This is a genomic window from uncultured Shewanella sp., assembly GCF_947501225.1.
Taxonomy (GTDB): Bacteria; Pseudomonadota; Gammaproteobacteria; order Enterobacterales; family Shewanellaceae; genus Shewanella.
The window spans coordinates 155,729-170,510 of record NZ_CANMUW010000005.1; the positions used below are offsets into that span (position 1 = coordinate 155,729).

Sequence of the window (14,782 nt, forward strand, 5' to 3'; positions counted from 1 at the left end):
ATGTTTTAGCTTGAAAACTGCTCACTTTTCTTTGTTATATCAGTTTTGGTGCTGTCTAGCATTTGGTAAATTTCGGAATCTGTTTTTTCAGGCGATAGCTTTTTTTCAGCATCGAACAGCCCTTTTTCAACACTAAGCGCTGTTTGTGGTGTGAGATCTTTTTCAAAATATCTCACAACATGGTTAAGATTCATCGTGCCGTCTAAAATTGCTTTGATCCTATCGGCAGTGAATACTTGGGCATTTAAGGCAGGTAGCGTCCATAAATTACCTAAAGAGTTATCGTTTACCTTAAGCTTTTCAGATAAGCCTTGTGTCACTACAGCGATACCTGATAATTTTTTTGTCACATCATCAATTTCACTTGAACGCTCTGGATTAACATCAAAATTGCGCAGTGATTCCATATAAGCATCAAAATCATCAAATTTATCCATGCTTATTCCTTCTTCACTTGCCTGTATCGCTTTATCACCGATATCTTCCACTTTCTCTTCTGGTTTTAAAATGCCATACAGTTGAACGACAGCTTGTACAACCGCTAATACCGTGTTTAATTTACTTACTGTTGTACCAATTACCGTCATTAACTTAGGAGCGACATTGGTCATAAAACTACCAACACCTCGACCAATGCCACTGCAGATAGATGCTACACCACTACAGATAGACGAAATACCAGAACTAATTGAACCCCAAATACCCATACTATTTTCCCTTTAATAATTTATATTGCTGTTAAAACTGAGAACTCTTTATCGTCATAAATTGCTTTTACTACTCTTTCTTGGTTAATTTCTCTAAATGCATCAATAGAGATAGAAAGCGCCTGAAACACACGAGCCAATGGTTTTTTATTTGAATGACACTCCTGTTCACTCCATTTAAAAACCGCATTATCCATAAACAGATTTGCTAAAATTATTGAAACTTCATCTGCTGATAACTCAACATCTGACATAACTTGTTGATATTGATTTTGAAAACGTATTTGCATATTGTTGACTTGTTCAACCGCATCTTCATTGGTAACCTCTTGATTGATACGAAGATAAAGATTTAACAGCCCCACTCCTGATTGCAACCACCCCCCTAGTTTCGCAGGCGTATCTAAAAGCGACAGTTGAGATGTGGTATGCGGCATTACAGCCTGTTTCTGTGCCCATAATTGATGATACCCACGTGAAGTGATCACTGATTTAGGTATATCAGCCCCGTTGGTATTAGTTAAAGATTTCACTTGAGTACGAATAGGAGCATGCCATCCACCACTGTAAATAATGGTTTCACCAGGCTGTAGATGCTGTAAAAAATCTTTTTGATTATCTTCTAAGCTCATAGCATCACCAATCACATTACGATCAGAGGTGTCTAATAGACGATGAACAACTTTAGTATTAGTATTTTTGATCACATCAGCAACCAACTTGGTTGGAGATTGATCGGCAATGATTAAGCCTTCACCGTATTTGCGAACTTCCGATAACAGATCAGTAAACATTGTCACGCCAAGCTTTTTCGATTCAGGATCCCCTGCTTCTGGGCGGCTCAATAATCGGTGGGCCTCCTCAATTAGGGTGATGTGTTGAAAGTCAGGATTTTTCTTATGTCTAGCTTTCATACATTCAGCCAAACGAGAAATAAATAACCCCATAAAGAATGATTTATCTTGCTCATCTTTCAACTCTTCTAATTCAATGACTACTTGTTTATCCAGTAAACGATCAAAATCCATTGAAAAACGAGTATTTAGCATCCGCCCTTTAATCCCAAGGGTTAAACTAGTCAATCGTGCAACTAATGAGCCTTGATACTTCTCTTCAAACTCTCTGCCCATCCCTTTTGATTTAATGATCCCATCCAACTCCTCAATCATGTCACTGAATGTTGGCCATGCCATGCTTCCTTCTGAAAAAGGGGCATCGAATAAGTAGTTTTCATTAGAGTAGATATCCCAGCCTTTATTTTGATATGCCTTAATGATTGCTTCTTCTACAATCGATGGCATAGCTGCTTCCATAGGGAAAGAGGCAATTAGCGTCGCTTTTAAAACGGATATATGCCCCATCAAGCTCGATTCACTGCTAGAGAGCTGGAACGGGTTTAAACGAAATGGCGTTAGCTTTTCATTACCAATACAATAAAACTCAATATCTTTGCACTGCTGATGTAGGGCTCTGTACTCTGTTTTAGCGGGTTCAATCACTAAAAATGGCAGTTGAGATTCCAACAAAATCTTCATACATGTTGTGGTTTTTCCAGATCCTGTTACCCCTGATATGAAAATGTGCTTGCTCAAATCAGCTATCGGCAATGTTAATGGTTTGTTGGTCAGTAATCGACCATTTTGAATCACATTTCCAAGTACAAGGTGTTTACTGTTGCTCTGAGGCATGTTTAAACCAAAATCAACACTTTTTCGAATCTTAAACCCTGGTAGCTCTTTACTTGGTAATCCGGCAACTAGGCTGATCTCTTCGCTATTAAGAATCGTTGCTCCTAACAGATGAGAATGAGATAACGACATGCTATAAACTGAGGCTTGTGACTGATCAAGTAACCCTTGTTGTTTCGCGCTTAATTGATACGTTCGCAACAATAAATAATCTTGTAAGCACACTCTATCTTTACATGACAGTCGATGTAACTGCAGTGGCGTCATCGTTGATTGATTGCCTTGAAAGATTGATAACACCGAGCTGGTTAATCGCTCGTATGGGGCTTTATTTTGTGCGCTGACATAAATAGCAGTCTTAAACATGCCTTTACTTAAGCCTAAACGAAAGCGAGGTAATAAATTATCAATTAAATGAGTTTGAATCTCTTCCGCTTTCTTATTAACGCGCTCTTGAGTTATAGACTCACTTGAACCGTTAGATTCGCCATCGCTATCAGACTCATTGGTTCCTTTTGTGGTTGAGTTACTCGTACCGTCGGCTTTTGAGCCATTCTTACCATTAGACTTTGTTTCTTTGCCTTGATTTTTAGTTTCAGATCCGCTCTCGTCCCAGCCAGTGCTCTTAGTATTTGAGCTTCCATCGGTTTTTGAATCTGACGTTCCTGTTGTTTTTGTTTTTGAACGTCCTTTATTAGTTCCATTTTGAATGGAGTGCTTTATTTCAGAAGAGAGATCTGTCGACATTTGGTAGATACTATCTACCCATTCAAGTATGTCGTCATCCTCCATTGCTTCGGCAACAATCATTAATTGCCATTTCTCATCCACTAATGAATTTGCAATACGTTCAATACCTTGAAAATCAAGATCGGCAATGGCGCTTTCGTTTTCATTGAATGAGGGGATGCCTGATATATATCCGACATGATTAGGGGTATTTAATAGTGTACTGATACGTTGATCCTCAGCTGTTAAAGCCGTGATCTTTGCACCTAAAAAATTCCCTTCAAAAGCACTTTTAATTGTCTCGCCACACTCATAAATATCTGTTTTATCTGAAGCGCTTACAACACCAAGATATAAAGATATCTCGCCATATTCTGACGACATTAAATAGACCAATGAACAACTTTGATTACGTAACGTACCTATCACATTTGCCATAGCCAAACGATATGCAGCTGATTTTCCTTCACTTATTTCATTTACTTTAAAAAACTTATAATTTTTTTGTTCACTGAATAGAGGAATAAGCTGACTTTCTGAAAGAGAAAGAGGGTTCCAGCCCAGTTTTGATTCTTTGTTTGTTAATCCCATATGATCAATCAATCTAATTTCCTTTTAGTTTTAGTTTTAGTTTTAGTTTTAGTTAATCATTCTTCACAAATGCTGGAGATGAAAGCTCAGCTCTCCACTCATCGCTGCTTCACAGCTATTTTTTTAATAGTTCATGAATGCTTGAGCACACCTTTGAACTCCATGAGCTGTCGCGCTCCATCTTTAATTCAGATTTACCGCACTTAGGACAAGTTTTAGGGATCCCCACTACCACATCAGAGCTTAAGAAATACGATTTTTTCCAACCACACTCTTGGCACACAAGCGTTATATTTCCAACAGGCATCACCATTTGCAACCTCCCTCAACACTTAACTTGATTACATTATCAACACACCAAGATAAAAATGATGTTCATAAGCTTACAAAGTTAACTTCTCGTATCCTCAGACAGGGCCGAATCGCTCAAATATGGGACTTTACCTGATGGCACGATATTGGCGGCTGCATCTAAATGTACATCTTGATCATCGAAAAAGATGTGAGGCCTAAATGCTTTTAATACTTTGGTTTTTTCAACGCCACCTAAGAAAAAAGCCTCATCAACATAGACGCCCCAATGCCTGAGAGTTTTAATGACTCTCATCTCTGATGGACTGTTACGGGCTGTCACTAATGCAATACGAACAGGAGAGAATTCGACACGAATAGGTAATCTATCTTGAAGTTTGGATAGCTTATGCAGCAAGGCGGCATACGGCCCCTCTTCCATAGGAATATCCTGATTAGCATCTTCCTGGGCATGAAATTCGGCCATACCTTTAGTTTTGTATACTAATTCACTCTTATCTGAAAACAGTACGGCATCACCATCAAAGGCGATACGAACCTGTCCCTCAGGGATTAAAGGTGCATCGGCTGGAGGTTCTTTTAAAATTGCGGCAGCACAACGTCTAGAGTCGATCACTTGTTGTGCGTCTTTAACATTGGTGGTTAAGAAAAGGTCGACATCGAAGGCTTCAAGGTAGTCGGCAACGGTTTCTCCGGCTGTAAAAGCCGAGCGGGTAATATTAAGTTTATCGTGCCGAATTGTATTGAGCACTCTAAGCCCTGAATCGGGACTGTTCCGTGACATCACGACAACTTCAACTAAGGGTCCATCATCTTTCTGAAATTCATTGAGCCCCAAAAGAGCCTTTATCAGATGGAAACCCGTTCCAGGTTGTAGTGGTTCATCTTCATGCTCGAGCATGTGGTCACGATATTTTTCGATAGCTGTATCTGGATCAGACTCATAGGTATCCCTGAAAATCTGGTCTGATTCGGCCATATCGAATAAGGCAGTGGCAGAGATGCCAACAACTAGAGTGTTGGATAGATCTAATGGCATAAAAACTTCCTTGTTTTAGAGAGTTACATTCAACCATAAATTTTCTGAAACTCAAAGCAATTGGCTGTTAACTAATACTATTTGCCTAGAGAGAGCTTTACTGTGATAGCCATAGCGAAAAGCAGCTAACATCTGATACGTCCCTAAAAACCTTCGCAATAAGCACTGACCATGTAATTTATGGCGTTAATACTGGTCCACATCACTAAACAAATACTCTAAACGATCCGCTTCCCTGGCAACCCTAAACATAATCCTGAGTACATCGATATCAGAGCAATGTGTCTTACGACAAAAGGCTCGAACAGAGATCCCATCTTGGTTATCCACATAAAAATCGACCAGATCATAAATAAGGTTTCGACCTGCGGTGTACTTCAACAATTTTTCTGTATCTAGCCTTTCCTTGCTTACTAGTTTACCGGCCAGTTTTTCCGGCGATATTGCTGTCGAGCAGATGCAGTAATACTCATCATTCTCTGTCGTTGTTATGATCTGCTTACGTTTACTGCATTCAAAATCAAACTGAACAGCGTTGCCATTTTCACTAACAGACACTTTTTGGTGATGAAGTTTGAACCCGTTAATAGCCTCAGAAATCTGGGGGTATATGTTTAATGGTGCAAAGACAGCGTCATTCTCAAGCAACTCTTTCTCATAAGTTGCTTCATACTCATTCAGGCCTTCATCTTGTAGGCTATACAACCTCTCGACATTTAGACTGAAAACCTTGATTCCACTATTATCTTCAACCTGTAAACGACAAATATGTTGTGATGCAAACTTCTTTAGAAACTGAAGGGCATCCGCCAGGTATTGTTCCTCATGCCATTTTTTTGTTATCGATAACACCAGTTCGTTTGATTTCCGCGCTGCACGAATTTCAAAATCATACTCCCCGGTCCCCTTACCTAGAGTGCATGTCATCCCCTTCGCAGTTTTTTCAAACTTCTTCCCACCCAAATAACGATTTTGTATATCGGCAATCAAACTTTCAAGTTTGTCTTTCTGACACTCCATCAGAGACCTATCAAACTCACATTTAGCAATGGTGTGTTTAGCTGCAACAAAAGGACTCTTCAGGTGATCACGGATCTGTGGCTCAATTGCAGAAAGACGTTCATCAATATCGACTTCTACGGCAGTAGAGTTATCTTTACCACTGACTTTATGTAAATTTTTGATAAACCGATTCAGATTAAAGGCACTATGTTGCACCTGCATATATTCAATACTTTCTTTAACATGTGGGAAACGAACTTGAATGAAGTGCTGATTAGCATCTTCCGGGCTAAGCATAATCCCACGCTGAGCCATAGAGCCGATTCTGTCGACTCTTCCAACCTTTTGCTCTAACGCGATTGGACTGGCGGAAATCCCATAGTGGCTGACTGAATCACAGAAGGTATGAAGATCTTCTCCTTCTTGAAATACATCGGTGCTGATTAACACCATTGGGTAACCAGGCATTCTAAATCTACGGGCCAATGGAGATCTATCACCACTATTAATTCCACTCGCCCCGGCACAACTTTGTAAATTACGAATTTGATTAGAGATATAGCGCATTAAATCGCTGTGAGGCTTACGATAAGCTTCACTGAAATTCAGTTTAATCAGCAGTTCAATGTTTTGAGATAGCTCTTTCAAAATCTTGTAGCTAGAGAAGGCAAGGTTCGCCTTATATTGTTGCTTTAACAAATTAATAAAAGAATCTTTCTCACTATCCTGCCCACGAATCGAATAGAGATCTATCCAAGGGTGATCCACTCGACAAATATAAGCCAGTACCATCCTAAGTATCTCGCGCAGGTGAATAGCTCTATCCTGTGCTAATACATCAGCTTGTAATAAAATATCTTTGCTTAATGACTTTCCAGTCCAGAGAGGGAAAATTGAAAAGAGTTCATCATCTTGGCTAACCTGTTCGAAAAGTGAAGTGAAATTAAGCGCATCTGCCAACTTTTCTTTATCTTTCTTACTTATTTTAGGGGGCAAAGAGTGATAAAGGTAATTAAACAACCTTCCAGCGACCTGCCTAATATTTGTTTCGACAGTATCATCCTCTAGTAAACAGCTTAGATAACAATATTGAGCCACTTGAAAACGCTTTTGCTCATCCGTATCACTAGCCGATTCCTTTAAGCCGTCTGCAAATTTAATCAGCGATTGATTATCATATTGCTTGTCAGAAATACCTTTAAGCCATTTTGCCCAATTTAGCTCAAACATGGTTGAACGCTGCGCAACCTTCTGTCTGAAATTGTGTGGGGTAACATCTCCATCTTTGATGTTCTTTTCTACATAGTCATTACGACCACGATAAAACCAACTGAAAAAATCGTCGCTTGTTGCTTTATCGTCCCCCTCCTTATTGGCCTCTTTACCCTCCTCCGACGTAACTTCCGCAGTATCTAAGCTTCCCTGATATTTATGACTCAAATAATAGTCATACATCTTACTGACAAACGGATCGCGTTGAATGTACTGTCCAATAAATAGTTTGTCGTATAGCTCCTCAAACTTATTTTTCAGCTCACCGACACTCGCAACTCGCCTGACAAAAATAAGCTGTTTTCTACCGTGTAAATAGACCTGTTGGTGTAGTTGTTTTGCCACCCAGTCCATTTTGGGATGAGGCGGTATTTGGTCGAAACGTTTTTTAAAACTTGAGATAAGCTGCTCAACTACATTGTCATCTCTGGCTTCCTCTTTTCGATCTTCCTCATCCCCATCGAAGGTGGCATGCTCTTGGTTTACCAGTTTGCTTGGCAGATAACTTTCGAATGATGCCAGTAAACCCGTCTGATATTTACCCGCATGATTTTGTCTAAGATGCTCGCTTACCCGCTTTTGCATTAAGGCCGCAAATAGCTTTTGTGCATCATTCATCTGCACCTCAGCTTTTTCGCCACTTCTGTGCTCATCACGATACATATTTCGAGTATGCTTTTTGCCCTCGATATTCATTTCATTGAGGCGGCGAACCATAAAACTGCTTAGCAGGTCTTCTCTCTCCTTCTTATCACTCAGTAAGTCAGAACCAAATAGCACAAGCTGCCTTTCCATTTCACTAAGGTCATACTCGTAGGGGGTAGCAGACAACAGCATGACTTTATTAACAAGTGGAACTAACGCTGGCTTTTCAACGTACTGAGTATCTGATTTAGATTGTTCGGTACCAAGTACAACAGCAAGATTACGATTACGATCACTGGTATTAAGACCACGCTTAAAGTTGTGCGCTTCATCCACGACGATAAGATCAAACTGAGGCAAAATTCGATTAATCGCTGTCGCCCACAATTGTTTGCACTGTTTTTTATAGGAAGATATACGCTGTTCAGCTTCCTCACTTTGCTCCAACCGAGCCAACAAGGCATGAATGTCCTCAGCATTACCTGAATAGAGTTTAAGCAGCTTTTTCAAACTTGTTTGCAAGCTAGCCACATCATTACCTAAGGTAAAGCTAAGCGCTGATGCGCAAATAAACAGATCTTGATTATTGCCCATAGCAGCTTCACGGATAAGGGCTTCAAGGCCCTTACATATCACGTAAGGTGCTGCAGGAGAGCGGTCTAGCGATCGAACTGTCAAATCATCTTGTCGATAGTTGTATTCAACAAAACTCTTATAATCTTTCACCCATTTATCGCGCACATTATTTTTTGGTAATAAGTACAGAACACGCAGATCTGGTTTTTGTTTACGCATCAGAGCAATGGTGCCCAGAGCCACATAGGTTTTGCCCATGCCAACTTCATCTGCCAAGTAGGCTAAATCTTGGTTTTGCAAAATATTATACAGGGCCACACTGCCTTCTATTTGCTGCTCAGCAAGAGGCTCTCGTTCTTTTACGCCTGCAGAAAAATCGATCAACATCTTTGCACTATCTATTGAGATCAATGCTTGGCTCCTTGCTGAACAGTTTCAATCGTTGACATACTAGACGCAACCGAGGTGAAAAACTCATCTTTAAACCAGCGATAAAACTGCTGATTATATTCAGGTCCACTTTCATCACCCAGTACCAAATCACCACTGTTCTCAAGGGCATGAATAGCCGCTTTCACCTTAACAAACAGACCTGAATGACAATGGGCCTGACGTTGCAACACATCCTGAATAGACAACATGACAAGATAACGAACAACGGGTTCCACCAGGTCATTACTCTGTTGTGTCTCAACACCCTTTTGCCCAGTTATCACCATAAAAACGCCATAAAGTGAATCAGGCTGCTTACCTAACAGGTAATAATCCAAGGTTCGCTGGTCCCCGGCTACCTGCGCTTGTTTTAATTTGTCATTTAGATGATAAAAAGCACTATTGACCTCAGAGAATTCTGAGAAAAAACTTCTAGATTCGGCTTTAAGCTCTACGGCTAAATCATCGCCAGACTGATAAGCTAATTGCAGTTCACTCAGCCTCGCATATCGCTCTGTGAGCATGAGTAATTGCGACTTGCTCATGCCTCTAAATATGCCCAGCAGGTCGGCTAACTGTAAAGGTGGCAGAACACTCGGTCGCATGCAGATACTCAGTTGGCTTACCAATATTTCTGCTGTATAGACTTCATCACCTCTGTAGGAAATTGCCGTTAACAAGGCACTATTCTTGAAGTGATTTTCTAATAGAACCAGGCTCTCAATATAAGCTTCATTACTGAGAATCCCTTGTGTAACATGCAAGGTGGCAAGTTTCTCTTCGGTAGCGTTAAAGAGTTGTATTTCGTCCGGCCATTTAACTGAACCGTTAATCACAGTCAGTGTTTGGGCTTTCCAGCAATAGACTAAATTTAGCGCAGGCAAGCGGCTATAACCATCAACTTGCCCAGCGTGAATATCATCTTTTACAGGCTCGAAGAATGCGGGTACGACCTCAACACTATCTCCAAGTAATGGTGAGACAGCAGCGTTTCTTATCAAAAATCCAGCTTCAATATTGTGTTCAAATGCCTTAAAACTGAAGTTCACCGACCCCATGAATAGATCACAGCCATTATCAGAAGACATACGATAAACCTTGGCATGCAACTCTCTGGCGACATCTTTCTCCTGTACGCTTTTATCAACATCGACCTGCCATTGGCACCAGTCAACGCCAGACTCTTTCAGTTGCTGATAGACTGAAAACTCAATTTTGGCCTTAGCGCTATCTCGGGGATCTATAGGCAGTAAAATTCGTTTTTCTTTATAACTATCAACAAAGTCGCCAATCACACGGTTTTCACCCGATTGTGCAAAATAGGGGCTGACAACCTCAAGTTGTTGCCTGTACTTGGTATGCTGGCTTATAAAATTTGAAAAAGAGTGATTAGCTTGGTTCTGCTTTCCACTGAAATAGAATTGCAAATTATCTTCTGCTTCAGTCTTCGTAAATGACTCAATCGTATCAATCACATTTTGTAGCGCGATATCTTTCCCACCAACTTGTGCCAAGTAAAATGTCAGCGCCGCGGTTATATCGTTGCATAAATTCTCAGGCGCCCACTCATCAGTAAGCGTCACGAAGTGACCACACTCAATATTGTCCCACCAGCCTGCTCTAGTCAGGTTAAACGAGCCTGCACCAAACACCACTTTTGAACGGGCTGAAGCTTGCTCACCAGCTTTATCAATCTCATCCATGTGAGACTCTTCAAGTACAAGAGCAATCAACTTAGCATGTTGGCAAGCATTGTCAGGCGCATAAGCATGATAGGCGATCTCTAATCGTGGCGAGCGCTCGCAGCGGTACACATTGGGATCATAAATAACTGAAGTTTCAATCGTGCGCTCGACCATCAAACGCTCTAACTGCTGCCAACGAATAGCATCGTTAGTAGAAAGCGCTGGATGGTAAGTAGAGCCATTCTTGCTATCTTGTTGCGCCATCAACAAGGGCATAATTTCTAGTTCGAAGAAGTCGGGTTCAAAACTGTATGTTGAAAAAAAAGCTGACTGAACAATACAGCCCTCTATATGACCAGCCACTAAATCAGATATGGTGACATAATTCATCGGGCTGCATCCTTATCAGTTTTTTCGTAGGAAGCATCCGATTCAATAATGCCAGACTCTTTATCTATAGCCTCTTTTGCTATTGCCAAAAAGCTATACAAAAAATAGCTATTTTCTAACTTATCGGTTAATTCACTAAAGCCGCTTTCCACAGCAGGTAGCTTCCCCGATGAAGAGACCACACGCACAAAGACTTTATCATTGCGCAGCTCAACCCAAGGCGCACCATGGCGCGCTTTCGTCACTTCTTTATGATGCTCAAGCAGGTGTTCCAGATAGGTTTCAACATAGGCAAGACTAGACTCTTGCTCATTACTCTGAATATCACATTGGTTAATGAGCTCTGCACTACGTTGCCAAAAACTTTGCCGCGGTAAAGACAGCGGTGGTACAGACAGTTCAGTCACCGACATCCTCTCTTGCAGATCTTTAACAACCTCATCCTTAGTTCTATCATGCTGCCCCTGTAGCCAGTTAAACACATGGCTATTGATCACCAGCACAGGCTCTACAAGCTTTATATCCTGCGCAGGTATATTTAACTCAGTGCTTTCGCAATCCGCCAAGTAATCCAGGAAATGTTTTGCTCCTAAAGGCTTCTTTTCTTTATATCGCTGCTGAATATATAGCAGTGCTTGCTGGTAAAGGGCTGCCTGTGCTGAGCAATCGGCATTTTTTTCAATCAACGCCTCTACAAAAGCCTTTCTTACCTTTAATTGGTAAAATACTTGCTCAACTACTTCGGCTAGCGGAATTAAATCATCAGTGTCTAGCTGACCAGCATCGGCATACTCACACAGTGCCTTGTAAGCAGTCCCCAACTCAGACTTAACACTGTCAGCAGCCATTCCCCCTTGCTCAGTAAGCTTTCGACTTTCAATATTCACTAGGCCAGCTCTTGCCATGGCGGGAGTGTAGTAGCCCCACAACCCCATCGACAGCTGATTAGTCAATAAGGGATGCGCCAGCCCTAATTTAATCGATTTCTGTTCTAAACGCGCCTTAGCTTTGGTTATACCTAGAATACCCTGAACGGCTGCATGTTTAGGAAATGACAGTCTAATGTATGCGAGTACCTGCTCCATGCGCGCAAAACGCTCTTGTCGCTCCGCTATATCCACGGCACTCACTTTTGAGTCATTTCCTGATATAACTTGGTGGCTATAGTCACAACATAACAGGGCCACAAAGAAGCTCTCTAAGTTAGAGGTTACCGTGGTTAGGTTGCCAACCAAACGGCGCCCTAGCTTCCCCCATACAGCCTCTGTTCCCAATGGATCCCGGGAACCTTTTGGTCGTTGACGAGGGTCAAACAGTGATAAGAAGAACGTTGAGTTTGATAAATTACTTTCATATACCGACATGATGAATGACTCGAAGTGATAGTTATTTGAATTTCATTTACAGGCCAGAACTCGAAATCAGCCATACAAAAACACCCCCTATCAGAGATTCAATCACTAAGGTGGAGAGTTGATTTAGCGGCATAAACTTGCTGTTAAATGCACTAGCCATAGGTACACGCACTTACTAGTATTTGATCATAAGAGTCATCAGCTGATAGGAATATATCTCCAACAACAAGTAAACCATTGTCATCGCTTAAAAGAGAGCGAGCTCCAACCACGATGTCATGAATCTCTTCAATTGATGTTTTCATTCCACAAAAAATGCTCAAAAGTATCCGCTCGTTTTTCGGAGAAGACTCTCTAATTTTATCGACCAACTCAATACGTGCAATTTCAGCAGCGTTATTACCGGAACCATGACCCCGGAAAAGTCGGTATAATCCTTTAACACCAAACATGTAATGCACATCAGTAAAGTCAATACCTATAAGCCCACCAGCCCCAAAAACCTCAATTACGGCTCTCATAGCCCATAATAAATTCGCTGTTTGAGGGGCAAGTAAATTGTCTTCAATAAGATAAGGAACAGCAAGGCTAGTCTCTATAGGGAGGATATTGGCTGTCGCAAACAGATGTGATTGATGAATATCTTTACTATTTTGGAGCAATGTTTTGCTGTTCAAGGCGAAAACCATCACCCAGACTCCAAACTCACTAGCAATTTGGTTTAGCTTAAAGCAGTTGTTTAATTCAGACTCATCCGAAAAATCACAGATGATTACAAGTAAATCCGCCTCTTTAAGGTTTTCAGTTAAACCAGATACAGATGAAGTCTCGCCATCCATACTCCACCAATCAACACCAAACACGCTATTAGTTATACCAAGACAAACTTCTTTTGAGTATTGCCCGGTACAAACAGCCTTAATGATGCCGTTTTCTGTAGAGATAACTTCATTACTAATGTTAATCAAACCTGTTTCCCTCAAATTAAAAAGTTCACTCAAACAACACGTTAAATACTGAATCGCAAACTTCAACTAGTCTTGAACTTCGAGAAAATCAATTTCAGAACGATTCATTAAACGGAGAATCTGATACGCATTTACGTTGCCGAGTAACATTCTGGTTTTAATATCCAACTTACCGGACATTTTCACCATATCTTGAAGTTTCGACCAAGCCTGCTGCAACTCTTCGGAAGACTCTATGATCTTAATTAGAACAGGTTCGATTTCTATCGAAACGTCTTCGAAATAAGATGACAAATAATCGCTTGTTGAACGGTACGTTAGCCAGTGGCTATTCTCCTCATGACTTAGATGCTCAACAAGCCCACCATTGCGTAAGGAGCCACTATCTAAAATTCCAGCAAGTTGCCCGGTCATTCGATAATGGTAATGATGTGCAGCAGGGTAACTGTCGACCACTTTATCTAATCCAAAGACTATTGATTGATTAAATAACTTGCTAACCTCAATCCACTTTTCAGCGTATGACACGCATGGTTGCAACGACCTAATATTCTTTAACTTAGCTAACTTATCAGCTTGATCACCACAGTAGGTCTCTGAGTCATAAAAAACTGCACCTCTATTAACTTTGTTCATAGGGGTTAGCGCCATTGGACCTACAGATCCCAAGGATAATTGAATGGAAGTTTCTTCATTTAGGCTCAATTCAATGATTTCAATACATTTATCAATGAATGCATCCACATCTAAACTACAATGAACTTCAAAATTTAGATCTGACAGGTAATATATTACTTCGGATAACTCTTCTTCGAACATGGGCTTCCCTTCTCCAGAAATAGTGATGCAAAACAACATAAAACGTTAATGTTTTAAAACGAATCTTATGAGCTATGGCTGCTATTCTTATTAATTTTCACCGTAGCCTTGAGCCATAAGCAACTGCATAAATCCTCTGTCTATCGATTGCAGCGAAGTATTTAGACCAGCCTTATCGCTCTCACTATCGACACCACTTTGATAGTCAACAGTAAATACAGCTTCAAATTCGCCACAGTGAATCGCATCGATGAAACCACCAGAATCAAGCAGCTCAGTCTGCTCAACTGAACCTTTCTTTAGAGGTTCAGCTATCTCTTCAAGCCCATCTAAGAAAAGGTCTTCAAACTCTTCAAATGTTTGCAACAACTTAACTGCCGGGAGTCGACTAATAATATGTACTTCGCATTTCTCAAAGTATTCGAACAATGAATCCAAGCCTGAACTAACAGCCTTTATCCCTTCAATATATAAACTCTGGTGATCCGTATACGCACCGACATCACTGTTTACCTCCTCTTCTAGGGAGTCACCTTTCAGATTTAGATGGTTCTTTTTCTGTATAATCACTG

9 protein-coding genes are annotated in these 14,782 nt (G+C 40.8%); all 9 read right to left on the reverse strand.

Annotation, left to right across the window (positions count from 1 at the left end):
- Positions 1 to 5: 5 nt before the first annotated feature.
- The 9 genes from Q1B47_RS09585 to Q1B47_RS09625 all read right to left on the reverse strand — a co-directional run bounded on the left by Q1B47_RS09585 (position 6) and on the right by Q1B47_RS09625 (position 14,780).
- On the reverse strand, positions 6 to 707 hold the full coding sequence (locus Q1B47_RS09585) for a hypothetical protein (protein WP_299792317.1): 702 nt from the start codon (positions 705 to 707) through the stop codon (positions 6 to 8).
- A gap of 20 nt (positions 708 to 727) precedes the next feature.
- A complete protein-coding gene (locus Q1B47_RS09590; protein WP_299792320.1) occupies positions 728 to 3,727 on the reverse strand; it encodes a hypothetical protein in 3,000 nt (999 codons plus the stop codon).
- A 379-nt stretch (positions 3,728 to 4,106) separates the two neighbouring features.
- On the reverse strand, positions 4,107 to 5,066 hold the full coding sequence (locus Q1B47_RS09595; protein WP_299792324.1) for a 5'-nucleotidase: 960 nt from the start codon (positions 5,064 to 5,066) through the stop codon (positions 4,107 to 4,109).
- 186 nt (positions 5,067 to 5,252) lie between these two features.
- Entirely contained in the window at positions 5,253 to 8,972 is a 3,720-nt protein-coding gene (locus tag Q1B47_RS09600) for a DEAD/DEAH box helicase family protein (RefSeq protein WP_299792327.1), read from the reverse strand.
- Entirely contained in the window at positions 8,969 to 11,068 is a 2,100-nt protein-coding gene (locus Q1B47_RS09605; RefSeq protein ID WP_299792331.1) for a phospholipase D-like domain-containing protein, read from the reverse strand. Before Q1B47_RS09605 ends, Q1B47_RS09600 begins: the two co-directional genes overlap by 4 nt.
- Positions 11,065 to 12,432 carry a hypothetical protein gene (locus Q1B47_RS09610; protein WP_299792335.1) on the reverse strand — a complete coding sequence of 456 codons (1,368 nt, stop codon included), beginning with the start codon at positions 12,430 to 12,432 and terminating at the stop codon, positions 11,065 to 11,067. Before Q1B47_RS09610 ends, Q1B47_RS09605 begins: the two co-directional genes overlap by 4 nt.
- Positions 12,433 to 12,575: 143 nt before the next feature.
- Positions 12,576 to 13,391, reverse strand: a complete 816-nt coding sequence (locus tag Q1B47_RS09615) for a hypothetical protein (protein WP_299792338.1) — start codon at positions 13,389 to 13,391, stop codon at positions 12,576 to 12,578.
- Positions 13,392 to 13,457: 66 nt separating this feature from the next.
- Positions 13,458 to 14,210 carry a hypothetical protein gene (locus Q1B47_RS09620; protein ID WP_299792341.1) on the reverse strand — a complete coding sequence of 251 codons (753 nt, stop codon included), beginning with the start codon at positions 14,208 to 14,210 and terminating at the stop codon, positions 13,458 to 13,460.
- A gap of 90 nt (positions 14,211 to 14,300) precedes the next feature.
- On the reverse strand, positions 14,301 to 14,780 hold the full coding sequence (locus tag Q1B47_RS09625) for a hypothetical protein (RefSeq protein WP_299792344.1): 480 nt from the start codon (positions 14,778 to 14,780) through the stop codon (positions 14,301 to 14,303).
- Positions 14,781 to 14,782: the final 2 nt, after the last annotated feature.

What these genes read in the sequence shown, in the direction of transcription:
- Q1B47_RS09585 (WP_299792317.1), bottom strand. Translation starts at nt 707, where the DNA reads ATGGGTATTTGGGGTTCAATTAGTTCTGGTATTTCGTCTATCTGTAGT.
- Q1B47_RS09595 (WP_299792324.1), bottom strand. Translation starts at nt 5,066, where the DNA reads ATGCCATTAGATCTATCCAACACTCTAGTTGTTGGCATCTCTGCCACT.
- Q1B47_RS09605 (WP_299792331.1), bottom strand. Translation starts at nt 11,068, where the DNA reads ATGAATTATGTCACCATATCTGATTTAGTGGCTGGTCATATAGAGGGC.
- Q1B47_RS09610 (WP_299792335.1), bottom strand. Translation starts at nt 12,432, where the DNA reads ATGTCGGTATATGAAAGTAATTTATCAAACTCAACGTTCTTCTTATCA.
- Q1B47_RS09620 (WP_299792341.1), bottom strand. Translation starts at nt 14,210, where the DNA reads ATGTTCGAAGAAGAGTTATCCGAAGTAATATATTACCTGTCAGATCTA.